At 30.3% G+C, this 26,260-nt stretch carries 17 protein-coding genes, 6 tRNA genes and 3 rRNA genes; 23 read left to right on the top strand and 3 right to left on the bottom strand.

All coding sequences use genetic code 4. The annotated features are described in order from the left end of the window. A complete protein-coding gene (gene gatB / locus MENTO_RS00825) occupies positions 1-1,440 on the top strand; it encodes an Asp-tRNA(Asn)/Glu-tRNA(Gln) amidotransferase subunit GatB (protein ID WP_099651007.1) in 1,440 nt (479 codons plus the stop codon). 37 nt (positions 1,441-1,477) lie between these two features. Here the strand turns inward: gatB and MENTO_RS00830 are convergent, their stop codons facing one another. Beyond that, the gene (locus MENTO_RS00830; RefSeq protein WP_099651008.1) at positions 1,478-1,927 is read right to left on the bottom strand and encodes a hypothetical protein; all 450 of its coding nucleotides are present in this window, start codon (positions 1,925-1,927) and stop codon (positions 1,478-1,480) included. 85 nt (positions 1,928-2,012) lie between these two features. Beyond that, entirely contained in the window at positions 2,013-2,927 is a 915-nt protein-coding gene (locus tag MENTO_RS00835) for a potassium channel family protein (protein ID WP_099651009.1), read from the bottom strand. Between the two features lie 68 nt (positions 2,928-2,995). Between MENTO_RS00835 and MENTO_RS00840 the strand changes: the two genes are divergently transcribed. The 21 genes from MENTO_RS00840 to pyk all read left to right on the top strand — a co-directional run bounded on the left by MENTO_RS00840 (position 2,996) and on the right by pyk (position 23,490). Continuing rightward, entirely contained in the window at positions 2,996-4,720 is a 1,725-nt protein-coding gene (locus MENTO_RS00840; protein WP_099651010.1) for a potassium transporter TrkG, read from the top strand. 8 nt (positions 4,721-4,728) lie between these two features. Further along, positions 4,729-5,583: a bifunctional 5,10-methylenetetrahydrofolate dehydrogenase/5,10-methenyltetrahydrofolate cyclohydrolase gene (locus MENTO_RS00845; protein WP_099651011.1), complete on the top strand. Its 855-nt coding sequence runs from the start codon at positions 4,729-4,731 to the stop codon at positions 5,581-5,583. 151 nt (positions 5,584-5,734) lie between these two features. Continuing rightward, positions 5,735-5,810 (top strand) — tRNA-Asn (locus tag MENTO_RS00850). Positions 5,811-5,818: 8 nt separating this feature from the next. After that, positions 5,819-5,894: transfer RNA gene (locus MENTO_RS00855), tRNA-Glu, on the top strand. 9 nt (positions 5,895-5,903) lie between these two features. Then, positions 5,904-5,979 (top strand) — tRNA-Val (locus tag MENTO_RS00860). Between the two features lie 10 nt (positions 5,980-5,989). Further along, positions 5,990-6,065 (top strand) — tRNA-Thr (locus MENTO_RS00865). Positions 6,066-6,180: 115 nt separating this feature from the next. After that, a tRNA-Lys gene (locus MENTO_RS00870) sits at positions 6,181-6,256 on the top strand. Between the two features lie 4 nt (positions 6,257-6,260). Further along, positions 6,261-6,344 (top strand) — tRNA-Leu (locus MENTO_RS00875). 269 nt (positions 6,345-6,613) lie between these two features. Next, positions 6,614-8,138: ribosomal RNA gene (locus tag MENTO_RS00880) — 16S ribosomal RNA — on the top strand. A 208-nt stretch (positions 8,139-8,346) separates the two neighbouring features. After that, positions 8,347-11,260, top strand: a 23S ribosomal RNA gene (locus MENTO_RS00885). Positions 11,261-11,324: 64 nt separating this feature from the next. Next, a 5S ribosomal RNA gene (rrf, locus tag MENTO_RS00890) occupies positions 11,325-11,432 on the top strand. The 16S, 23S and 5S rRNA genes sit together here with 6 tRNA genes alongside, the layout of an rRNA operon. 268 nt (positions 11,433-11,700) lie before the next feature. Beyond that, complete coding sequence (locus MENTO_RS00895) at positions 11,701-13,947, top strand: class III lanthionine synthetase LanKC N-terminal domain-containing protein (RefSeq protein WP_167372664.1); 2,247 nt, start codon at positions 11,701-11,703, stop codon at positions 13,945-13,947. Positions 13,948-14,019: 72 nt separating this feature from the next. Then, positions 14,020-15,609, top strand: coding sequence for an ATP-binding cassette domain-containing protein (locus tag MENTO_RS00900; RefSeq protein ID WP_099651013.1), 1,590 nt, complete (start codon positions 14,020-14,022; stop codon positions 15,607-15,609). Between the two features lie 625 nt (positions 15,610-16,234). After that, the gene (locus tag MENTO_RS00905) at positions 16,235-16,462 is read left to right on the top strand and encodes a hypothetical protein (protein ID WP_099651014.1); all 228 of its coding nucleotides are present in this window, start codon (positions 16,235-16,237) and stop codon (positions 16,460-16,462) included. A gap of 185 nt (positions 16,463-16,647) precedes the next feature. Beyond that, positions 16,648-17,487, top strand: coding sequence for an HAD family hydrolase (locus tag MENTO_RS00910; RefSeq protein WP_099651015.1), 840 nt, complete (start codon positions 16,648-16,650; stop codon positions 17,485-17,487). A 200-nt stretch (positions 17,488-17,687) separates the two neighbouring features. Beyond that, entirely contained in the window at positions 17,688-18,650 is a 963-nt protein-coding gene (locus MENTO_RS00915) for a GMP reductase (RefSeq protein WP_099651016.1), read from the top strand. An 8-nt stretch (positions 18,651-18,658) separates the two neighbouring features. Next, positions 18,659-19,138, top strand: a complete 480-nt coding sequence (locus MENTO_RS00920) for a MerR family transcriptional regulator (RefSeq protein ID WP_099651017.1) — start codon at positions 18,659-18,661, stop codon at positions 19,136-19,138. A gap of 72 nt (positions 19,139-19,210) precedes the next feature. Continuing rightward, a complete protein-coding gene (locus tag MENTO_RS00925) occupies positions 19,211-20,050 on the top strand; it encodes an SDR family oxidoreductase (protein WP_099651018.1) in 840 nt (279 codons plus the stop codon). Between the two features lie 18 nt (positions 20,051-20,068). Next, positions 20,069-20,905: an SDR family oxidoreductase gene (locus tag MENTO_RS00930; protein WP_099651019.1), complete on the top strand. Its 837-nt coding sequence runs from the start codon at positions 20,069-20,071 to the stop codon at positions 20,903-20,905. 124 nt (positions 20,906-21,029) lie between these two features. Continuing rightward, the gene (pfkA, locus tag MENTO_RS00935; protein ID WP_099651020.1) at positions 21,030-22,001 is read left to right on the top strand and encodes a 6-phosphofructokinase; all 972 of its coding nucleotides are present in this window, start codon (positions 21,030-21,032) and stop codon (positions 21,999-22,001) included. A gap of 52 nt (positions 22,002-22,053) precedes the next feature. Then, positions 22,054-23,490, top strand: coding sequence for a pyruvate kinase (pyk, locus tag MENTO_RS00940; RefSeq protein WP_099651021.1), 1,437 nt, complete (start codon positions 22,054-22,056; stop codon positions 23,488-23,490). A gap of 50 nt (positions 23,491-23,540) precedes the next feature. Here the strand turns inward: pyk and MENTO_RS00945 are convergent, their stop codons facing one another. Beyond that, a complete protein-coding gene (locus tag MENTO_RS00945; RefSeq protein WP_167372665.1) occupies positions 23,541-23,927 on the bottom strand; it encodes a nuclear transport factor 2 family protein in 387 nt (128 codons plus the stop codon). Positions 23,928-24,315: 388 nt separating this feature from the next. Here MENTO_RS00945 and thrS point away from each other — a divergent pair, with 388 nt between their 5' ends. After that, the gene (gene thrS / locus MENTO_RS00950) at positions 24,316-26,250 is read left to right on the top strand and encodes a threonine--tRNA ligase (protein WP_099651023.1); all 1,935 of its coding nucleotides are present in this window, start codon (positions 24,316-24,318) and stop codon (positions 26,248-26,250) included. The last annotated feature ends 10 nt before the right edge of the window (positions 26,251-26,260 follow it).

Below are 26,260 nucleotides of genomic sequence, written 5' to 3' on the forward strand. Positions count from 1 at the left end.
ATGAAAAATTTTGAAATAATTATCGGGATTGAAAATCATGTTGAATTAAAAACCAAAACTAAGATGTTTTCATCAGCTCCAGTGAGTTATGGTGAAACTCCAAATACAAATGTAAATGAAACTGATATGGCTTATCCTGGAAGTTTACCAACAATTAACAAAAAAGGAATTGAATTAGCAATTAGAGCATGTAGTGCTTTAAAAATGGAAATAGATACTTTAGTAAAATTTGATCGTAAAAATTACTTTTACCCAGATTTAACTAAAGGTTATCAAATTACCCAACAATATAATCCAATTGGGAAAAATGGTAAATTGATCATTAATGTTAATGGAGTTGAAAAAGAAGTTGATATTGAAAGACTACACATGGAAGAAGATACAGCTAAACAAATTCATAAAGATGATTTAACATTTATTGACTACAATAGAGCAGGAACAGGTTTAGTGGAAATTGTTACAAGACCAGTTTTGAGAAGTGCTGATGAAGCATGTGCTTATGTTGAAAAATTGAGAGAAGTATTATTATTCTTAAAAGTCAGTGACGTTAAAATGAATGAAGGAAGTTTAAGAACAGATGTTAATATTTCTATTAGACCATTTGGAACTGAAGAATTCTCAAACAAAGTAGAAGTTAAAAACTTGAACTCAATTTCTAACATTAAAAGAGCTATTGAATTTGAAGTTGAACGTCAAACTAAAATGATGTTGAACAATCAACCTATTATTCAAGAAACACGTAGATTTGATGATTCAACAAACTCAACAGTTTCTATGCGTAGTAAATCTGATGCGTTAGATTACAAATATTTTAGAGAACCAAACATTATGCCAATTCAATTAGATGAAAATTGAGTAGATGAATGTATTAAAAATTCTCCTGAATTAGCTGATATTAAAAGAGTTAAGTATACTAACGAATATAAATTATCTAGCAATGATGCAAATATTATATTAACAAGTATTGAAATGACTGAATTTTTTGAAGAAGCAATTAAACATACTAATAACTATACTAAAGTAGCAAATATTTTAATTAGTGATATTCAAGCGCAATTAAATAATGAAAATACATCAATTGATAAAATGGCATTATCACCAGTTTACTTAGCTGAAATGATTAATTTAGTTGATCAATCTGTTATATCATCAAAACATACAAAAACAATCTTACCTATTATTATGAAAGATTCATCAAAATCTGTAATGACAATTGTTGAAGAACTAAATATTAAAATGATTAGTGATGAAAATGAAATAACAAATTTAGTAAATCCTATTATTGAAAGTAATATCGAATTACTTGAACAATATAATGAAAGACCAGAAAGAGTTACAAAAACTATTATGGGTCAATTAATGAAAGTAACTGGTGGAAACGTTAATCCAGAAGCTGGAATGAATATAATTGTTAAATTGGTTGAATCTAAATTAAATTAAAAAAAATGAAGCGCGAGCTTCATTTTTATTTTTGAAATTATTTTCTAACAACAGGTCCAGTTAAAACTAAGAAGCCCAAGATAATTACAACATAGAATCCTATAATTGATCCAACTGCAACTTTAACTCCATCAGCACTTAATAATGTGATGTTACCAGCAATTAATAAAATAACTGATATTAATGCAAGTCCAATTGAAGCTGAGTTAAATAATCTAGCAAAAGCATCGATTCCTAAGATTCCTAAGATTAATCTAATAACCACAGGTACAATAGCAATACATGCTAATGCTAAAGCAGCTGAAATCATGCTGTTTACACTTTTGTGTAACTCTTCTAATCCTTCGGCACCATATTTAATAACTGATCCACCTTGTTTAGCTCCTAAACCAATTCCAAAGATTGTTGCAATAACTAAAATTGCAAAAGCAGCTGCAGCAATAACTGAAATTAAAGATCATAAATTCTTTTTAGCTCATTCTTTCATAATTTTTTCCTCCTTGCATAAAATTATAAATGATAAATTTTAAATTTGCATATAAAAAAGATAGCAAAATACTATCATGTTATTATTATTTTTTTAATGATTTCTTATTTTTTTCCAATTTTAGAACATCAACGGTTTCATTGACATTATCGTCAAATATAATTGAATCAAACAGATCGTCTGCAGCAGTTGAATCAAACAAGTCATCATCTTTCTTTTTATCGTCAATAGACTTATTAACATTTTTATTATTATCGTTTTCCAATTCTTCAAAAATAACTAATTCATCATTAACATCTTTTTTGTCTTTAGCTCCACCTTGGATTTTCTCAGCTAGTTCATTAATAACTGTTGTTCTAGCAAAAACTACAACATCGTCTGCTTCTTTTAATTCAGTGTAATCATCAGGTAATAAAATTTTACCTTTGCGTCTTATTTGAATAATGTTAAAGTCTTTTGTTGTTGAAAGTCCTGCGGCTAAAATAGTTTTATTAAATATATTATGGTTTGTCACATTTAATGTTGTTGAAATAAAGTCTTCATCTATTGATTGAACGTCTACGTCCAAATCAATATTAAACATTGATCTAGCTGCAACTATATTACCAGCTAATGCATCTGGAAGAATAATCTGATTTTCACTCAAACCTAATGCTGTAAGAATTCTTTTGTGTTTTTCATCTCTGGCTCTGGCAATAACATTCTCACATTCTAAGTCAATTAAGTTTAAAACTGTCATTAATCCTGATTCAATGTTTGTTCCAACTCCAACAATAACAACATCATATGCTTTAATTCCATTTTTAGTCAACGCCATTTTGTTAGTTGAATCTAATACAACAACATCAACTCCATACTCGTATTCTGATAAATGCAAGTTTAATTTATCTTCATCATAATCAAAAACTGTAACTTGTTGTTTTTTGTCAACAAGCGTTTTTATTACAGATAAACTAAAATTTGAAACTCCAATAATTGCAATACTTTTTTTCTTTGCCATAATATACACCTTCTCTTGATACTTTAATAATTATACATTTGTAATAATTAAATTGTATAATAATTACTATGAATGGGGGTAATCAAATGACTAGTAAAAGAAAAAGGTCAGATAAACCTAATTGACTCAAAATGTCAAAAGACAACCAGCAAAAAAATAAGTTTGATCCCCAAAAAGCTTTTTTTAAACTTAAAACTTGATGACCATTATCTAAAGTATCAGGAAGAATATTTTTAATTTATTTATTTATAGTTTTATTTGGTGGATTTTTGCTATGTATTCCTGGAATAGTTGTAAATAACGACTTAAATGGTTATGACTTTAGATGAGATTATTTAACCGGAATATTTACAGCTTCAAGTGCGTTTAGTGATACTGGGATTAACATTATTGATCCTTCACATGATTACACATTTTGAGGTCAATTAATTTTACTTATCTTAATTGAAATGGGTGGGATTGGAGTTTTAACATTAAAAATTATTTTATTTATTGCCATCAATAAAAAAATTTCACTTAGTGATACTGTGGTTGCTCAATCAGAACGTGGAAATGATGTTAAGTCATCAACTATTGAGTTAATAAAAGATGGATTTATATTTTTAACATTTGTGCAATTAATTGCTGCAGGAGTTTTATTTTTCTTATTTTTCTTTTCAGAACCAGCAAGTGAATCATTAAATCAGGTTATTGGTGCTAATGGTACTCATTCAAACCCAAATTTAAATGTTGTTTCACCTTATCACAATTTTATGAAATCAATTTGATTTGCTATTTTTCACTCAACTAGTGCAATTAATAATGCTGGTTATGATTTATTATCAACAAATTCACTTCAACCTTATAATATTGAAGGTCATCAAGCGTATGCTATCCAAATAGTTTTTTTATTGGAATGAGTAATTGGTGGATTAGGTTATCCAACATTCCATGATATTAAAAGAAAATTAAAAGCTAGAAGAGTTGGACAAAAAGTTAGATTTAGTTTATTTACAAAGCTAAACTTCTGGGTTTATTCAATTTTATTTGTTGTAGGGCCTTTATTGGTTTTTGCAAGTGAATATTCAAATCAAGCGAACTCATTGATTTTTAATTACTATACATATGAAACAGATCCATTAACTCAAATGCCAATTAATGTTATTGTAACTCAAGCTAAACCAGGATATGCTGTAGCAATGGATATTATATTTAATACTACTGCTTGTAGAAACGCTGGATTTTCAACTGTTCCTATTAATGATTTTAATGCCTCATCAAAAACAATATTATCTTCATTAATGTTTATAGGTTCAGCGCCATCTTCAACAGCAGGAGGAATTCGAACTACAACATTTGCAATTATTATTCTTTCAACATGAGCAGTTATTAGAAATAAAAACTACACAAGTGCATTTAAAAAAGTCATTCCTGCTGAAACCGTAAGAAGAAGTTTTTCAGTATTCTTTATTTCTGTACTTATATTAACTATTGTAATTATATTAATTTACTTTGATTCAAACGCTTATTTAACACCCGGTGTTGAAAATGGAGTAGCAGGAGAACTTGTGCAAAATCAAGGTGATGCAAGCATAATTCAAATATTAACTTTGATAACTAGTGCTTATGGAACCGTCGGAATGAATCCTTTCACTCAACATCAAATGTATAACTTTGGTGTATTAACTAAGCTATTGATTATTTTATGTATGTTCTTAGGTCAATTAGGAATTTCAAATACATTATTAGCATTTATTAAACCATCAAGAAAAACAAACTTTAAATATTTAGAAGAAGACGTAACAATAGGATAGGTGATATTATGATTATTTTAGATGGAAAAAAAATAGCTTTAAAAAGAAAAAAAGAATTAGCATTAAGAATTTCAAAATATCAAAATCAAGGATTAAGAAAACCTAAATTAGTTGTTATTATGGTTGGCAATGATCCTGCTAGTGAAGTTTATGTTTCTCATAAAATTAAAGTTGCTAATGAAGTAGGGATTGATTCTCAACTTTTAAGATTTGAAAATAATATTAAAAAAGAAGATTTATATAACAAAATTAATGAACTAAATAAAGATGCAAGTATTGATGGAATATTATTACAATTACCTTTACCAATTGATTTTGTTGAAGAAGATTATTTACAAGCAATAACTCCATTAAAAGATGTTGATGGTTTTCATTATATAAATCAGGGAAAAATGTTACAAGGATATGACACTATTTATCCATGTACACCCTTAGGAATCATTAATTTATTGGAAGAATACAATATTAATATTAATAATAAAGATATTACTTTAATTGGAACAAGCAATATTGTAGGTAAACCTTTAGGAATGATGTTATTAAATAAACAAGCAACTGTAACAATGTGCAACAAAAATACAAAAGATATTAAAAAACACACAGTTGGTGCTGATATTATTATTAGCGCAACTGGAAAACAATTTATTATTACTGAAGATATGATCAAAAATGATGCTATTGTTATAGACGTAGGAATCATAAGAGATCCAATAACTAATAAGCTTGTTGGGGATGTTGATTTTGAAAAAGTTAAATTAAAAGCTAGTTACATAACTCCAGTTCCGGGTGGGGTTGGTCCAATGACAGTAATAACGTTAATGGAAAATACATTTGTTTTATACGAAAAACATATAAGTAAATAAACTAAACACTCAAAAAAGAGTGTTTTTTTGATATAAAATTAAAAAAAAATAAAAATTACAAAATTTTATTTACAACTTATTTTTTATATGATAATATTTTTATTGTCCCAAGGGATAACAAAATTAAATAAATAACCAATAATTTGTATTTGGCTTTTTAGCTCAGTTGGTAGAGCAACCGGCTGTTAACCGGTTTGTCACAGGTTCAAGTCCTGTAAAAGCCGCCATTACATTTGGCCTGTTGGTGAAGCGGTTAACACACACGGTTTTCATCCGTGGACACACGGGTTCGAACCCCGTACAGGCTACCATTTATTATTGGAGTGCTAGCTCAGTTGGGAGAGCTCCTGCCTTACAAGCAGGCGGTCAGCGGTTCGAGCCCGTTGCACTCCACCATTTTTTTTGTGCTGACTTAGCTCAGTTGGTAGAGCAACTGACTTGTAATCAGTAGGTCGGGGGTTCAAATCCTCTAGTCAGCACCATTGTCAATTTTGAATTAGCACCATTGGTGCTTTTATTTTATTAAAATTTTATTTTTATATTTAACATTGATTATTTAAAAAAATAATGATAATATTTTTATTGTCCAAAGTTAATGACTCGCTAGCTCAGTCGGTAGAGCAACTGGCTTTTAACCAGTGGGTCCGGAGTTCGAGCCTCCGGCGAGTCACCATCCTGCGGGATTGGCGGAATTGGCAGACGCACTAGACTTAGGATCTAGCGTCTTTGACGTAAGGGTTCGAGTCCCTTATCCCGCACCATAAGAAAACAAAACTAGTATACAAATATTGCTAGTTTTTTTATTTGAAAATATAGCTAAATTAACTTTTTAAAAATATTTTAATTAATTTAAAAAAAATATTGCATACAAAATAAAATTAGTGTATATTTATTATTGTGCCCTTAAAAAGGCATAAAAATGATCTTTGAAAACTAAATAGAACAACAATTGTACAATCCTGTAACAATTTCAAATTGAGTACAGAATAATATACAAAAAAATATAATAGTCAGAATCAAAACAATAATTTAAAATGAGAGTTTGATCCTGGCTCAGGATAAACGCTGGCGGCATGCCTAATACATGCAAGTCGAACGGAGGTGCTTGCACCTCAGTGGCGAACGGGTGAGTAACACGTATCTAATCTACCTTCTAGCGGGGGATAACTTTTGGAAACGAAAGGTAATACCGCATGTGGATGTTATTATCGCATGAGAAAACATTCAAAGATCCGTTTGGATCACTAGAAGATGAGGATGCGGCGTATTAGCTAGTAGGCGGGGTAAAGGCCCACCTAGGCGATGATACGTAGCCGAACTGAGAGGTTGATCGGCCACATTGGGACTGAGATACGGCCCAGACTCCTACGGGAGGCAGCAGTAGGGAATTTTTCACAATGGACGAAAGTCTGATGAAGCAATGCCGCGTGAGTGATGACGGCCTTCGGGTTGTAAAGCTCTGTTGTAAGGGAAGAAAACATAGGAGAGGAAATGCTCTTATCTTGACGGTACCTTACCAGAAAGCCACGGCTAACTATGTGCCAGCAGCCGCGGTAATACATAGGTGGCAAGCGTTATCCGGATTTATTGGGCGTATAGGGTGCGTAGGCGGTTTCGCAAGTTTGAGGTTAAAGCCCGGAGCTCAACTCCGGTTCGCCTTGAAAACTGCGGGACTAGAATATCAGAGAGGTAAGCGGAATTCCATGTGTAGCGGTAAAATGCGTAGATATATGGAAGAACACCAGTGGCGAAAGCGGCTTACTGGCTGATTATTGACGCTGAGGCACGAAAGCGTGGGGAGCAAATAGGATTAGATACCCTAGTAGTCCACGCCGTAAACGTTGAGTACTAAGTATTGGGGATTACCTCAGTGCTGCAGCTAACGCATTAAGTACTCCGCCTGAGTAGTATGCTCGCAAGAGTGAAACTCAAAGGAATTGACGGGGACCCGCACAAGTGGTGGAGCATGTGGTTTAATTCGAAGCAACACGAAGAACCTTACCAGGGCTTGACATACAGTGCAAAGCTACAGAGATGTAGTGGAGGTTAACATTGATACAGGTGGTGCATGGTTGTCGTCAGTTCGTGCCGTGAGGTGTTGGGTTAAGTCCCGCAACGAACGCAACCCTTGTCGTTAGTTACTAACATTAAGTTGAGGACTCTAACGAGACTGCTAGTGTAAGCTAGAGGAAGGTGGGGATGACGTCAAATCATCATGCCCCTTATGTCCTGGGCTACACACGTGCTACAATGGCCGATACAAAGAGTCGCAATCTCGCGAGGGGGAGCTAATCTCAAAAAGTCGGTCTCAGTTCGGATTGAAGTCTGCAACTCGACTTCATGAAGCCGGAATCACTAGTAATCGCGAATCAGCTATGTCGCGGTGAATACGTTCTCGGGTCTTGTACACACCGCCCGTCAAACCACGAGAGTTGGTAATACCAGAAGTACGTTTCCTAACCGTAAGGAAGGCGCGTCCCAAGGTAGGACTAGCGATTGGGGTTAAGTCGTAACAAGGTATCCGTACGGGAACGTGCGGATGGATCACCTCCTTTCTATGGAGATAAAAACAAAACAGATTGACTATTATATGTTCTATTTAGTTTTCAGGGATTATTTAAATATAATCTCTGAAAGAGAATTGTTCTTTGAAAACTGAATATTAGATGAAAAGCATTGTAAAAGATTAAAATAAATCAACAATTTTTAACAAATAAAAATAAATTTTTACTGAATCAATTATCAATTGCTTTAAGATTTTTTCTAAAAAATAGTAAGGGCACATGGTGAATGCCTTGGAAAATGGAGCCGAAGAAGGACGTGATTACCTGCGAAAAGCATCGGGGAGCTGGAAGTGAGCTTTGATCCGGTGATATCCGAATGGGGAAACCCAATACGATTAATCTCGTATTATCCATAAGTGAATACATAGCTTATGAGAAGGGAACCTTGGGAACTGAAACATCTTAGTACCAAGAGGAAAAGAAAATAAATAATGATTCTGTTAGTAGCGGCGAGCGAACGCGGAAGAGGCCAAACCAGTCTACGGGCTGGGGTTGTAGGACATCTTTTTAGAGTTACAAAATCAACATATAGTAGAAGCTACTGGGAAGTAGCGGCATAGAGGGTGATACCCCCGTATACGAAATGTGTTGATCTCTTAGATGGATCCTGAGTACGGCGAAACACGTGAAATTTTGTCGGAATCCGCCGAGACCACTCGGCAAGCCTAAATACTCCCATTTTACCGATAGTGAACCAGTACCGTGAGGGAAAGGTGAAAAGTACCCCGAGAGGGGAGTGAAATAGTTCCTGAAACCATGTGCTTACAAGAAGATAGAGCCCGTTAATGGGTGATATCGTGCTTTTTGTAGAAAGAGCCGGCGAGTTAATGTATCGTGCGAGGTTAAGCAGAATATGCGGAGCCGTAGTGAAAGCGAGCCTTAATAGGGCGTTTAGTACGTTGCATTAGACACGAAACCGGGTGATCTAGCCATGAGCAGGTTGAAGTTTGGGTAAAACCAAATGGAGGACCGAACCGACGTTCGTTGAAATGACCGCGGATGACTTGTGGCTAGCGGTGAAATTCCAATCGAACCCGGAGATAGCTAGTTCTCCCCGAAATATATTTAAGTATAGCGTCGAGGTTTACCACAATGGAGGTAGAGCACTGAATCTATGATGGCCCCACCTAGGGGTACTGAATAGAATTAAACTCCGAATGCCATTGTCGGATACTCGGCAGTCAGAACATGGGTGATAAGGTCCATGCTCGAGAGGGAAACAGCCCAGATCGTCAGCTAAGGTCCCTAAATTTAGGTTAAGTGTGTAAGGATGTGGAATTGCACAGACAGCTAGGATGTTGGCTTAGAAGCAGCCACCATTTAAAGAGTGCGTAACAGCTCACTAGTCGAGTGATTCTGCGCCGAAAATGTACCGGGGCTAAACCTAATACCGAAGCTACGGATTGTATTTTTAATACAGTGATAGGGGAGCGTTCTAATTGTGATGAAGTCAGACTGTGAGGACTGGTGGAACGATTAGAAGTGATTATGCCGGCATGAGTAACGATTGAATGTGAGAATCATTCATACCGTTTGACCAAGGTTTCCTGGGCAAGGTTCGTCCACCCAGGGTTAGTCAGGACCTAAGGCGAGGCCGAAAGGCGTAGTCGATGGACAACAGGTTGATATTCCTGTACCTGCTAGTTAGTGATGGAGTGACGGAGAAAGGTAGTGTATCCCAGGTGATGGATGTCCTGGGTTAAGCACAAAGACGGCAACATAGGCAAATCCGTGTTGTATTAAACGTTGAAGTGTTATGAGGAGTGAACGGTTCGCCTAGTAACGAAGTACATGACCCTACGCTTCCAAGAAAAGCTTCTAACTTAATAACTAGTAGCCTGTACCTATAACGAACACACGTGGTCAAGGAGAAAATCCTAAGGTAAGCGAGATAACTGTAGCTAAGGAACTCTGCAAAATAACTCCGTAACTTCGGAAGAAGGAGTGCTCAACGCAAGTTGAGCCGCAGTGAAGAGGGAGGGGCAACTGTTTAGCAAAAACACAGCTCTCTGCTAAGTCGCAAGACGAAGTATAGGGGGTGACGCCTGCCCAGTGCCGGAAGGTTAAGAGGAGAAGTCAGCGCAAGCGAAGCTTCGAATTGAAGCCCCGGTGAACGGCGGCCGTAACTATAACGGTCCTAAGGTAGCGAAATTCCTTGTCAGGTAAGTTCTGACCCGCACGAAAGGCGTAATGATCCCTTCGCTGTCTCGGCTGCAGACTCGGTGAAATTTTAGTACCGGTGAAGATGCCGGTTACCCGCAACTAGACGGAAAGACCCCGTGGAGCTTTACTATAACTTGATATTGAAATTTGGTATAACGTGTAGAGGATAGGTGGGAGACTTTGAAGCTGGACCGCTAGGGCCAGTGGAGTCAACCTTGGAATACCACCCTCGTTATATTGGATTTCTAACTTCGACCCGTTATCCGGGTTAAGGACAGTGTCTGGTGGGTAGTTTGACTGGGGCGGTCGCCTCCTAAAATGTAACGGAGGCGCTCAAAGTTACACTCAGCATGGTTGGAAATCATGCATAGAGCGCAAAAGTATAAGTGTGATTGACTGTGAGACTTACAAGTCGAACAGGTACGAAAGTAGGATTTAGTGATCCGGCGGTCCCGAGTGGAAGGGCCGTCGCTCAACGGATAAAAGTTACCCCGGGGATAACAGGCTGATCTCCCCCAAGAGTTCACATCGACGGGGAGGTTTGGCACCTCGATGTCGGCTCATCGCATCCTGGAGCTGTAGTCGGTTCCAAGGGTTGGGCTGTTCGCCCATTAAAGCGGTACGCGAGCTGGGTTCAGAACGTCGTGAGACAGTTTGGTCCCTATCTGTTGTGGGCGTAGGAAAATTGAAGAGAGCTGTTCCTAGTACGAGAGGACCGGAATGGACACACCTCTGGTGCTCCTGTTGTCACGCCAGTGGCACAGCAGGGTAGCTATGTGTGGAACGGATAATCGCTGAAGGCATCTAAGCGAGAAGCCTCCTTTAAGATGAATTTTCCCATTTCTTTAGAATGTAAGATCCCTTATAGACTATGAGGTTGATAGGATGGATGTGTAAGTGTCGCGAGGCATTAAGCTAACCATTACTAATAGATCGAGAGAATTTTAGAAAAAAGAAGCAATTGAGTATGTAATCATCTAATATCCAGTTTTCAGAGAACAATTTAAAAAAAGATCTGGTGGTCATAGCGTAGAGGTCACACCTGTTCCCATACCGAACACAGAAGTTAAGCTCTACAGCGTCGACGATATTGCATTGTGAGAAAATAGAACGCTGCCAGTTTATGAAAGAATCCTTACGGATTCTTTTTTTATTTAATTATTGATTTTATTGTTTTATAAGAGTAATATCTTTCATAAATAGAAAGGAAGGCGAAATTCATGACAATTAATGAAATTCTAGATTTACAAATAAATACAGAGAAAGAAACACCTGTTTTTGCGAGTGAGGCGATAATTCAAATAACAATTATTTGTAAAGCATAAAAATTTTTATTTCTTGACTAATGTTTTTAGGCATTAGTCTTTTTATTCATGAATTTAACTTAAAAATGTATAGAAAAAAACGTGATTTAAATTATATTTATTATTTAAACCATAAAACTTTTAATAAAGTACCGAAATTAGGATGAAAGATACACTTATCAGCAAATTTAAAAAATTACAAAAAATTATTAAATATTACAAAAAAAATTTGTTTTAAATTTAATTTAAATTTTAAATATCAAACAAGTTATAAAAAAATTATTGAAGATTCACAAAAACATACAAATAAATTTTCAACAGGAAAATTTATAACTATTTATTGCTTAAATCAAAAGCAATTTATAAATATTATAAATATTTTATATTCAAAAACAAAAGAAATAGAAGGCCCTTTCATTTTTTCTGATAGAAGATTTAAAGATTCAAAATGTATTTACTACAGATATGGGATTTTAAAAGGTGAAAACTGTTATGTTTTCGGTGAAGAAAGATTAATAGAAATGAAAAAAAATCAATATTATTCTGAAAATCTAACAAAGCCTTTTTATTTAAATAAAAAAGATCCACTAGAAAGAGAGTACAAAAAATATAATTTTTACAAATTGAAAAAACTTAATAAGGAATATTTTATTAAAAATATCATTAAAGAAAATAATTCAGGTAATGTTTATATGGGTTATTTAGAAAATAAGAAAAAAATAATAATTAGAGAATTTAGACCAAATACACTTTTGGTGAAAAAAAATATAGATTCATTATATTTTGCTAAAAATCTTGAAAAAGTTCAATATAAATGTAATTTACTTAACAAAAGCATATCACCAAAATTAATTGATTCATTTTATGAATGAGAAAATTATTATATTATAGAGGAGTTTATTGAAGGTATAAATTTAAATCAATGAGTGATGACCAATAACCCATTTATATGTAACCAAAATAACCCATCAAATAAGGAAATTAAAAATTATGTTAGTAAATCTCTTGAAATATTTCAAAAAATAGTCAATAAGATTAAAATACTAAAGGATAATAAAATTATTCATGGAGATTTAAAATTAGATAATATAATGATAAAAAATGATGAACCAATATTAATTGATTTTGAATCATCAAATTTTTTGTATGATTTTAAGCCATATTTGAGAAATTTAGAACATAACTATTTTTATAAAAAACAAAGCTGCGATGAAATAAGTTTGCTTTTTATTTTATTAGACTTATTTGCCCCTTTTTCTTTTTTACTTCCTATGCAAAAAGAGATAAAAATTAATGAAAGATTATCTTATGTATGTAATCTTTTTAATATTGATATTCAAATCTTTGAGAGACTTATAAATAAGTTAAATAAAAGAACATTAAAAATTACTGACTTTAATTTTTCGACTTTATTTTTTAGAAAAAATAACAATAATATTCAAAAAAATAAAATAACACTAAAATATGAAACGAAAACAATGTGAACAAAAAAAACCAAGAAATTATTTAACCCTAAAAATGTATATAATATTCAATTAAATAATTATCAAACAAAATTTTGCAATTTATTTTTATTAAAAAATAATTTTTCAGAAAACACATTTAAAAGTAAATTTAATAATAAAATGCTTAAAGATTATAAAAAAGAAATAATGAAAAAAATAGATTTTCTATTATTTATTAAAGATTTTTCTTTTAAAAATGGATTATCTGGAATAGGTTTTTTTCTTTTAAAAATTTATAATAATGAAGATTTTCAATTAAATAAAATTGTAGAAAAAATTTATTACAGCGCTATTGCTGAAATTGAAAATATTTCAAATTTTTTTAATTTAACTTTCGATTTGGGCATTTCAGGAATTCTCTTTTTTATTTATCATTATGAAAAACAAAATAAATTAAAAAATAATTTTGATTTTTTAGAAATTATAAAAAAAATTGAAAATGAGTTAGTTAATAATTTAAAAAATGGATGCTATGTTACCAAAAATATAGCATCTCCTTATTTTGGTAATGGCACATCAGGAATTCTCTATATTTTGTCACTTTTTAATAAAAACAAAAAAAAGTTTTATTGTAATAAAATATTAGAAATTAATTTGCAGCTTTGCTCAAAAACAGATTTTTTATATGGATTACCAGGCATTTTATTTGTATTGTATAAATTAAGTGAAAGTAAAGCATCCTTATTAAAAATAAACGAAATAAAAAAAATTTTAAATACTTTAAAAGACAAAAATGGTTTTTTTAGAGCACAAGTTGAAAATGATCATAGTAACTATTTTTTAAATACACTAATTGGTCCTTACGTTCTTGAAATTATTTTAAAATAAATTTTTTAATTGTTATTTTATATTAAAAAGAGTATGATTTCCTTAATATAAAAAAATAAAAGGGGTGAATATATGAAAAATGTCTATGCAAAAAATAAAATGGGTATTCTATGGTTTTCTATTCTTGCTTTTATAGCTGCAGCAGCATTAGTATTTTCTGGATACGTTATTAGTTATTTAATAAATACAGCTGTTGATGTAGTCAATGGAGCATCAGAAAAAATGAATTTGCTTTTTATAGAAATTGGTGTTTGTGCTTTATCTTTTGGAATATGCTTATTATTTTCATACTTGCAAACTCAGCAAAAAAATAAAATAATTAAAGAATTTAATTTATATTTAAGAAATAAAGTCTCTAATAAAATTATAAATTTGGATTTAAAAGATTTGGATTCTAAAAATAAAGGAGATCTTATAAGTTGATTAACAAACGATATAAATCAAATAGAAAGTAAAAATTTTGAAAATATGTTTTTATTTATTGAAACATTTTTAACAGCATTTTTAGCAATAATAGCAATATTTTTATTAAATTGAATAACGGGATTAGTAACAATTTTATGTTTTATTATTCTACTAATTGTTCCTTCGCTTTTACAAAAATCCATGGTTAAAATAGTAAACAAAGTTTCGTTAAAACAAGAAGAATTTTCTTCAAAAGTTGAAGATGTAATTTCGGGATATAGAGAATTTTTATATAATGATAAAACAGAAATCTTTAGTGAAATAATCAGTCAAAAGAGTTTTGAACTAGAAACTTATAAACAAAAAAATAAAAATATTGAAAATTTACAGATAACTGGAATTAATTCAATTGGTGCTATTTGTCAAATTGGTCTTGTTATAATGACTGTTATATTAGCTTCATATAAAATAGCACCAATAGGATTAGTTTTTGCTGTTCCTCAATTGGCTGGAAATTTTTTAGGTAATGCGCAAAGATCGCTAGGAGCTTTTTTTGGCTTATTAGGAAGCAAAGAATTGTTTAAAAAATTCATTTTTAAAAATACAGAACTTAAGATCAATGAAATTGAGCCTTTTAACTCAATTAAAATTAAAAACTTAAATTTAAGTATTAATGAAAATAATTTATATAATAGTTTAAATTTTGAAATTAAAAAGGGTAAGAAATATTTAATTTCAGGTAGAAGTGGTGTGGGTAAAAGCACACTTATGAAAATTTTATTTGGCCTAATATCTGAATATGATGGTGAAATTCTTTGAAATAATGATTTAAATTTATTAAAAATTAGTAGCAAACAAATTTGAAATCAAATTTATTATGTTCAACAGGAAACAATTATTTTTGATGCAAGTTTTAAGGAAAATATTACTTTATTTGATTCGTCAATTAGTGATAAAGAAATTTTTAATATTGTTAAACTAGTTAATTTACAAGAGTTAGTATCAAAAAACAACAATATTTTATCATTTAAATGCAAAGATATTTCTAAAGGTGAAGCTCAAAGAATCGCAATAGGTAGAGCACTGTTATCAAATAAAAAAGTTATTTATTTAGATGAACCTACAGCTAGTTTAGATAAAAGTAATACTGAATTAATAGAGAATTTAATTCTAAAAAACTCTGATTTAACAGTTTTATTTATTTCACATACTTCTGATATTGAAAATCAAATGTTTGACAAGGTTATAAAGTTGTAATAGTGAAATGAAAGATCTTAAAAACAATTTTAAAAATACGAATTAAAAATGTAACTGCAACACTTATCAAAAAAATAATCTGATAGAAATTTCAGTTTCTTTGATACAAAAAAGCAACTTGCGACTGATTAAAGCCCAAAAAAGTTAGGATCAATAATTATAGAAACAATTTTAAATGAAAAACTATCTATAAAGTGTTAAAAAAGTTTGTTTCTTTTATAGCTAAAAAATTGAATAAAAATTGATCAACAATTTTCTGAGGAAATAAAAGAAATAGACCGCAATTATTTAGAAACCAAAGATGTGCAGTTTTCTTATAGACATTAACAATATTTGTTCATTAAAATGAAAGAAACAAATTAAAATAAAATCTAAAAGACTTACTTTTATCTAGATTTTGATGAAAAAAATTCAATAAATATGAGCATTGTCTATAAGAAATTTCAAAAATGAATTTAATTCCTATTACTTATAAACCTAAAAATATTAATCAAAGAAAAAATATTAGTCATTTTAATTGATTTAGTTATTAGCTGTAATATAGTTTGAAAATCATAATCATACTATTTAAAAGAGTTACCAGAGAAGGGTTTGCAATTAAAAATGGGAAATAAAACCATGAAGCATGCAAATAAAAAAATATGAATTAATTGCAAAAGAAAATTTAAATATTAAATCAATTACAAAAAACAATAGAAAAGAATTTAGTCTTTTGCATGAAGTTGTGCAAGAACTTAACCTATGACGTTATACATGTAGTACATATACCTCTTATGAAAAAGATACTAATGAAAACGTTAATAAATTAATCAAAGGATATTTACTTAAGAAAACTAATTTTAAAAGATTCTAATATAATTTAAATATTAAATGAAATAAATAAATTTTTTCATTTGCAAAATTCTGAACTACAAATCAGCTTATGAATTTTAGAAACATTCGCTTAGAAGCTCTGCACTTCCATTTTTAATATGTATTTGAAAATTATTTTAATGTTTATTTGATAAAATAATTAAATAGAAAAAGGAAAAGCATGAAATGAAAAAAATTATAGCATTTAGTGATTGTGATGGAACTTTATTATTTGATGACTACAAGTTTTCTGATTACACAATTAACACAGTTAAAAATATTTATGAAAATGGAAGTTATTTAATTCCAGTTACAGCCAGAACTTTAAAAAACTTAAAAAATATAGCAAAACAATTAAAAATTGATGAGCTTGGTGGTATTATTGCTGGTAATAATGGAGCTCAAATTTTTGATTTTAAAACTGGAAAATATATACTAAATAAAACAGTGGACAAAAACATTATTAATGAAGTATTTAATTTATATTACACAGAAGCTGATGAAGAAAAAGAATGTAAAGTTAATTTCGCTTCTGAAGAAATTGTATATTCATTTGGTGAATCAGAAAACACTAAGAAATGAGCAGAAATTATGGAACAACAATTTAAAGTTATTTCAAACTCAAATGAAATTGTAGAAGATATCGTAAGTATTTCTATAATAACTAAAAAAGGAACAGATTTAGATACTTATTTACATCATTTTAATAAAATAAAATCGAAATATGGAAATGACTACAGAATTGATAATTACCATAACAGAGTAATAAGTATTGCTCCAAAAGATATCGATAAAGGATATGCTGTTGAAATAATTAATAAATATTTAAACAATACAGGTCAATATGAAACTTATGGTTTTGGAGATAGTTACAATGATTTTTCTTTAATAGCAGCAGTTGATTACGGGATAGCTATGGAAAATGCATTAGATGAATTAAAAGAAACAGCTTATGATATTACTGAATACCCAAATTATCAAGACGGCGTAGCAAGATACATTAATGACAAAATTTTTAAAAAATAAAAATTTAAATAATATTTTAATCTTAGTAAAAAAGAAAAAGAATAGTGAATTTTAATGGTTGAAATTATAATACTTAGCTCTTTATACTTTATCCCGATTTTTAAATAGCGGATGAATCATATATATTAGAAATACTTATTTTGTAAAAAATAGGTATTTTTATTTATAATAGAACTATAGAGAATTTAAGAGGAAAAAATATGTACGCTTTTGATTATGAAGATATTCAACTTATACCAAACATGTGTGTTGTAAATTCAAGGAGTGAATGTAACACTTCTGTAACACTAGGGAAACATACTTTTAAAATGCCTGTTGTTCCAGCAAATATGGCAACAGTTATTAATGAAGAATTATCTGTTATGTTAGCAGAAAAAAACTATTTTTATGTAATGCATAGATTTGATTTTGATGCTGTTTCATTTATAAAAAAAATGAAAGAAAAGAAATTAATATCATCAATTAGTGTAGGTGTTAAAGAACAAGATTTTAAAATGATTAATGAATTAACTGAATTAAACTTAATACCAGATTATATAACTATTGATATTGCTCATGGACATGCAAATAGTGTAAAAGAAATGATTGAACACATTAGAACTAAAATGGGAGATCAAACTTTTATTATTGCTGGTAATGTTGCAACTCCACAAGCAGTAAGAGATTTAGAACACTGAGGAGCAGATGCAACAAAAGTTGGAGTAGGTCCAGGTAAAGTTTGCATCACTAAATTAAAAACAGGTTTTGGAACAGGTGGATGACAACTTGGAGCAATTAAATGATGCAGTAAAGCTGCAACAAAGCCAATCATTGCAGATGGGGGTTTAAGAGTTAATGGTGATATTGCTAAATCAATTAGATTTGGAGCTACAATGTGTATGATAGGAAGTTTATTTGCAGCTCATGAAGAATCGCCAGGAAAAAATGTAACAGTTGATGGTGTTTTATTTAAAGAGTACTATGGAAGTGCAAGTGAATATAACAAAGGTGAAAAAAGATACGTAGAAGGGAAAAAGGAACTTATTAAAATACGTGGTAAATTAATGGACACTTACAAAGAAATGGAAGAAGATTTACAATCATCTATTTCATATGCAGGTGGTAAAACATTAAAAGCTATTAAAAAAGTAGACTACGTAATTTTAAAGACAAGTAACTTTTAATTTTAAAAATGAATAATTTAACAAATAGTGAAGGATTAAATGAAAATATAAAAGTTATAACAAAACAAAAGTTAGGTATTAAAGAAATAGCAACTATATTTGATGTTTCTGAGCAAACAATAAGATTTTATGATTCAAAAGGCTTGCTGCCATTTTTTGAAAGAGAAGATAATAATTACAGATATACAACAGTTGAAAATTTGCAATGATTTAAAATGGTTTTCTTACTAAGATCTGCCGGAATGGAAATAAAAAACATAAGAGAATATATAAATTTATGTATGGAAGGTGATTCAACTGTTCCTCAAAGACTAAAAATCATTCAAAGCCAAAAAAAAGATTTAATTTCAAAAATCAAAGGCTTACAATCTGAGCTTGAATTGTTAACAAGCAAAGAAAAACATTATAAAAAAATTCTTGAAGAAAACATATTGGATGAATGAAATCCAGTTAATTTCGAAGAAATAATACAAAAAAAATTAAAATAACATTTTTTGCTTGCCCTATAGTTACTATAATGTTTTAAAATCAATTTATAATCATATAAAGGAGATTTTAAAATGAAAAATAAAGTATGATTCGTAACAGGAGCTGGCCAAGGAATTGGTTTAGTAGTTACAAAAGAATTATTAAAAAAAGGACATAAAGTTATTGCTACAAGTCGTAATAAAGATAAAATCAAAGACGCTATTGGAGATAATCAAAATTTATTAGCATTATCAGTTGATATTAAAGATTTAAAAGCTGTTGAAAAAGCAGTTGAAACAGGAGTTGAAAAATTTGGAGAAATTGATGTATTGTTAAACAATGCTGGTTACTCACAAATGTGAACTTTTGAAGAAACTGATATGGAAGATGTAAAAGGTAACATTGAAACTAATTTAATTGGTACTTTAAATGTAACACATGCAGTTATACCAGTAATGCGTAAACAAAAACATGGACATATTTACATTACATCATCAGCTTGAGGATATGGTACTGTTCCTTATAACAGTGTTTATGCTGTAGTTAAATTCGGTTTAGATGGATTTGCAGAATCAATTAGTCATGAATTAAAAACTGTGGGAATTAGTATTTCAAGTATTAAACCTGGAGGAGTAAGAACAAACTTCTTAACCTCAGATTCTTTACAAACAGGAAAATCAACAATTGAAGAATATGCAACTGGTAGAGACGAATGAGTTAACACAGTTAAATCATGAAATGGTTATCAAGATGGTAATCCTCAAAAATACGCAGAGTTTATTATTGGATTAACAGAAAATGATTCTGTTCCACCAATGCACATATTTGCAGGTAGAGATTCATATGAAATTGCTAAAAACAAAATTGCAGCAGTTCAAAAAGATATGGATAAATTAGAAAAACAAGCGACAAATTTACATTTTGAAAATTAATTAAAGGATATTAAAATAATGAAAAATAAAGTATGATTTATTACCGGAGCAAGTCAAGGATTTGGTCTAGGAATAACAAAAAAACTTTTAGAGCAAGGACACAAAGTTGCTGCTACAACTAGAAATACTAAAAAATTAATTGATGAACTAGGAACAAATAAAAATCTATTAGCTTTAAAAGTAGATCTTTCAAACCAAAAAGAAATTGACGAAGCTGTTGCAAAAACCGTAGCAGAATTTGGATCAATTGATATATTATTAAATAATGCTGGTTATGGTCAATTGTGAACATTTGAAGAATCAACAGATAAGCAAATTAGAGAATGTTTTGAAGTAAATTTCTTTGGAACAATCAATGTAACTCGCTCAGTTTTACCAGTAATGCGTAAACAAAAATATGGACATATATTTACAACTTCATCAATTTGAGGATATGTAGGGGTTCCTTATAATAGCACTTATGCTGCAGTTAAGTTTGCAACTGATGGTTGAACAGAATCAATTAGTCATGAATTAAAACCATTAGGTATAACTGTTTCATGCATAAAACCAGGTGGATTCAGAACTAATTTCTTAAGTTCAGGGTCATTGATTACTGGAGAAGAAACAATTTTAGATTATAAAGAAGGAAGAGATAAATGATTTAATAATTTAGCTTCTTTTGACAAACAACAAGATGGAGACCCTGAAAGATATTGTGACTTTGTAATTAATATTACTAAAACTGATAAAGCTCCTCCTCTTCACATTTTTACAGGTAGAGATTCATATGAATATGCTGAAAATAAAATAAAACAAATTAAAGAAGATATGGAAATTCTTAAAACTGAAGCAACTGATTTACATGTAAGATAAAAGAAACCAACTATGTTGGTTTTTTTATTATTTATTTCATTTTTTCTCCTTAAAACATAGAGCATAAAAACAAGATGTTTAGTATAATTAGAAAGTATTCTTATTTTATGAAAGAAGGGGTAATATGAAAAGAATTGGAGTTTTAACTTCAGGAGGAGATGCACCTGGAATGAACAATGCAATTGCTGGAGTTGTTAAAGCAGCTGAAGCTCAAGGCATTGAAGTTTATGGTGTAAGAGATGGATATAAAGGTTTAATTAATGGTTGATTTGAAAAATTAGATTCTAAATTTGCTTTAGAAATCATTTCAAAAGGTGGAACTGTTTTAGGTTCAGCTAGATTACCAGAATTCAAAGAAGAAAGTGTAAGACAAAAAGCTGTTGATCAATTAAAAGCTCATGACATTGAAGCATTAGTTGTAATTGGTGGAGATGGAAGCTACATGGGAGCTCAAAGATTAACAGAAATGGGAATTAATTGTATTGGTTTACCTGGAACAATCGATAATGATATTGTTTCAAGTGATTACACAATTGGATTTGATACAGCATTAAATACAGTTATTGAATCAATTGAAAAAGTTCGAGATACTATGCAATCACACAATCGTGCAGCTGTAATTGAAGTTATGGGAAATGGTTGTGGTGACTTAGTTACTTATGCAGCTATCGCAACTCAAGCAGAAATATTTTCGCCAAGTGAAAGTAAATTAACTATTGAACAAATTTGTGAACAGGCTAAAAAGTTCGCTGAAGTAAACCATAGAAGTTTAATTATTTTAGTTAGCGAAAAACAATTTGATGCTAATGAATTGGCAAAAAAAGTTGAAGAAGCAAGTGGTTATGTAACAAGAGCAACAATCTTAGGACACGTTCAAAGAGGTGGGCGTCCATCAGGAATGGATCGTTATCTAGCCTTCACAGCCGCACTTTATGCAGTTGAAAAATTAATTGAAGGTAAAGGTGGATTATATGTTGGTCTTAGTGAAAACAAACTTGTTGCAAGAGATATTGAGTCAACATTAAACATGCCGAAGCCTGATAAGAGAGAATTTATCGAAAAAATAAGATTATTGAACGCAAAGATATCAAAATAAGAAAAAATAATTTAAAATATATATTGAAAAAGTACATAGGAGAAAAAAATAAATGAACAAGAAAGAATTACAAGCACGTGTAAAACGTACTAAAATTATCACTACAACTGGTCCTTCAACAAATGAACCAGAACAAATCAAAGAATTATTTCAAAATGGAATGACAACAATCCGTTTAAATTTTTCACATGGTGATTATGAAGAACAAGGATACAGAATTGCTGGAGCAAAAAAAGTTAGAGAAGAATTAGGAAAACCTGTTTCAATCTTATTAGATACAAAGGGACCAGAAATTCGTGTTGGTAAATTTGTAGATGGAAAACAAGAAGTAGTTGCAAACCAAGCAATTACAATTTACACAGATGCTGAATCATTCAAAAACAAAGAATGTTTATCAGGAGAAATGACAGTTGCATACGATATGTCAGTTGACTTAAAAATTGGAGATACAATTTTAATTGATGATGGTAAATTGGAAATGACTGTTGAAGAAGTTAAACCAGGTGTAGTTAAAGCTGTTGCTTTCAATAATCACTTAGTTAAAACTAACAAGCGTGTTAATTTACCAGGTGTTGATTTCTCAATGCCATTCTTAGCACAAAAAGATATCAATGATATTAAATACGGAGTAGAACAAGGTGTTGACTACATTGCTGCATCATTTGTTAACTCAGCTGAAAATGTTAAAGAAATTCGTGATATTTTAGCAGAAGCTAATGGATCAGATATTCAAATTATTTCAAAAATTGAATCACAAGTTGGAATTGATAACATTGATGCAATTATTGAAGCATCAGATGGAATTATGATAGCTCGTGGTGACTTAGGATTAGAAATCCCTTACTATGATGTACCATACTGAGAAAAAATTATTATCAGAAAATGTCGTGAAGCAGGTAAAGTTGTTATTGTTGCTACTCAAATGTTAGAAACTATGACAGAAAACCCAGCACCTACAAGAGCTGAAGTAACTGACGTTTACTTTGCTACTGAATTGGGAGCAGATGCTACAATGTTATCAGGAGAATCAGCTGCTGGAGATTATCCATTCATTACTGTTAATACAATGGCTACAATTAACAAACGTGCTGAAATTGAATTCTACAAAAAAGCATACTACCAAACTCAGTTAGAAAACGCTAAAAATTCAACTAGTGGACCACGCGCTGATATTGCAATGGACTTAGCTGAAAGAACTCGTGATGGACAATACGAATTTGCTGTTGTTTTATCAAGAACTGGAGCTCTGTTAAAAACTATTTCAAAATTTAGACCAAATGTAACTATTTTAGGAGTAAGTGAATCAGAAAGATTATGAACTGCATTTGGTGTATGACATTCAATCTTTATGAACAAAACTGCTAACTTATTAGAATTGGAAGAAAATATTGCTCAAATCTCAGAAATTGCAAAATTATGAGGTGCAAAATCAGGATCAAAAATCTTAGTTGTAAGAAACAAAGATATTCGTGAAATTACAGTAGCTTAATTCAAATAAAATAATAAAAAAACTACCGAAAGGTAGATTTTTTTTACTTGTTAAACTATTTTTTCAAGAGCAGCTTTTGAAACTTTATTTTTAAATCACTTTTGATTACCAAAAATATAAGCAGGTCCACCAATTGATTGTTTTGCTCATTTTTTAAAGTTAAATGAATCTGTATGTTTAACTATTTTTCCATTTACGACTTCCATTTTTGAATCTACAACATTAGTTACTTTTCTTTTTTTAGGGCCAAATAAATATGTCGCTGTTCATCTAACAAAAATATCTTCATTTTCTTTTATAATTTCATAAGAAACTTCAAATTTTGACTCTTTTTTATTTGAAAGCAATGACTTTCACATATTAGTTACTTGTTTATTATTAAGATCTTTAAAAATGGGGTCATTAAAAATGATTGATTGATCATATAAACTATTCATTTTTTTAAAATTGCCTTTAGTAAAAGCTTCATAAAATTCTTTTAAAACTAATTCTTTTTCTATTTTAATTCTCCCTTTAGTTTTTTTGCATAAATAAAGTATATAACTTTTATAATCAAAAGAAAATATTGTATAATTATTTTTGTAAAGTGAATATTAATTAACATTTTGGACACGATACTATTGATTCTTTTAAAGAGAGTTGTTGGTGCTGAAAAACAATAAAGATAGATAGTCATTACTACCAAATAAATAATGTTACGTTGGGTGCGATAAACCTTGAATTAAGGTATTAAGTTTTTTAATTTAATACAAATTAGGATGGTACCGCGTTTTAAACGCTCCTAAACAAATAGGGGCGTTTTTGTTTTTTTAAGGAGGAAAAAGTATGAAAATAAAATTATTAGATGGATCAATTAAAGAATTTGATCAAGCAATGAACGTTAAATCAATAGCTGAAGCTATTGCAATAAGTCTGAAAAAAGCTACAGCAGCTGCAAAAGTTAATGGAAGATATGTTTCAGTTGATTATATTGTTGGAAAAGATTCAACTTTAGAATTAATAACAAATAAACATGAAGATTTTTATAAAACTTTAAACTACACTGCAGCTTTTGTAACAGGAGTAGCTATTTCAGAATTATTTAAAGATGTTAAATTGGCAAAAGTATTGTATAAAGAAGACGAATTAGAATATGGTATCACTTTTGAAGTTGAACCACGAATTGGTTTAGAAGAAATGCAAAACATTCAAAATAGAGTTAACCAAATTATTAAAAACGATTCTATTATTTCTAGAGAAATGGAATTAAAAGAAGCAGAAGAATTATTTAATGATAATGAATACCAAAAACATTTAGCAAAAGAAATGTTTAAAACTTATGGAGAAGTTAGTGTCTACACTTTAAATGGTGTATCAATAGTTTCAAAACATCCAATAGTTTTAAATTTAAAAAATATTAAAGTTGCTGAAGTTCAACAATTAACTGGTGAATACTGATTAAATGATTCAGATAACATTATGCTGCAAAAAATTCATGGTATGGCTGCTGAAAGCATTGAAACATTAACTGCTAAAAAAGATATTTTAGAAGACAGAAGAAGCAGAGACCACAGAATTATTAATAAGACTTTGAAAATATTTGGTTTTGATCATTTAGTTGGACCAGGATTACCCTTATGAATGCCAAATGGAACAATTATTAAAGAACAAATTAAAAATTTCATTAAGGAAAAAGAATGAGAATATGACTATATAAATGTGACTACACCAGTTATTGGTACAGTTGAATTGTATAAAAAATCTGGACACTGAGATCACTATGGTGAAGACATGTTTCAGCCATTTAATGGTGGGAGTGGAAGCGATGAACAATTTATTTTAAGACCTATGAACTGTCCACACCACGTAGCTGTTTATAAACAAGAGCAAAGAAGTTATAGAGACTTACCTTTAAGAATTGCAGAACATGCTTTACAACATAGATATGAATCAAGTGGTAGTCTAACAGGTTTAGAACGTGTAAGGGCTATGGAATTAACAGATAGTCATATTTTTGTAAGACCAGATCAAGTTGAAGCTGAATTTAAATCAATTTACAAAATGATTAATGAAGTGCTACAAACATTTAATATTCAAATTGATTACTTAAGTTTAAGTTTAAGAGATCCTGAAGATAAAGTTAAATATTATCAAGATGATAAAATGTGAGATGAAGCGGAAGCAGCTTTAGAAAAAGTGCTAAAAGACTTAAAAATTGATTATAAAAAATGCATCGGAGAAGCAGCATTCTATGGTCCTAAATTAGATATTCAAATTAAAACTGCTCAAAATCATGAAATTACAGTTTCAACAATTCAATTAGACTTCTTATTACCCAAAAAGTTTGATGTAACATATGTTGATCAAAATCAAGAATTTAAAGCACCAATTATGATACATAGAGGTGTTATAGGCACTTATGAACGATTTATAGCAACATTGTTAGAACAAACTAAAGGTGTATTGCCTTTATGACTAGCACCAAACCAAGTTGAGATTATTCCAGTTGGTAGCGAAGAAAATATTGAATATGCACAAAAAATAAGAAAATACTTGAAAAAGGACTTTGTTAGAACACATGTTGATTTAAGAGATGAACGTTTAAGTTATAAAATACGCGATGCTCAAACAAGCAAAATACCATATCAGTTAGTTATTGGAGATCAAGAAAGAAAAGACGATTCAGTAACTTATCGCCAATATGGTAGTGAACAACAAACTACAGTTAAGCTAGAAGAATTTAAAAATATGATATTAGATTTAATTTGTAATAAGAAATAGTTTGATATAA

The sequence above is a fragment of the Mesoplasma entomophilum genome (assembly GCF_002804125.1).
Taxonomy (GTDB): Bacteria; Bacillota_I; Bacilli_A; order Mycoplasmatales; family Mycoplasmataceae; genus Mesoplasma; species Mesoplasma entomophilum.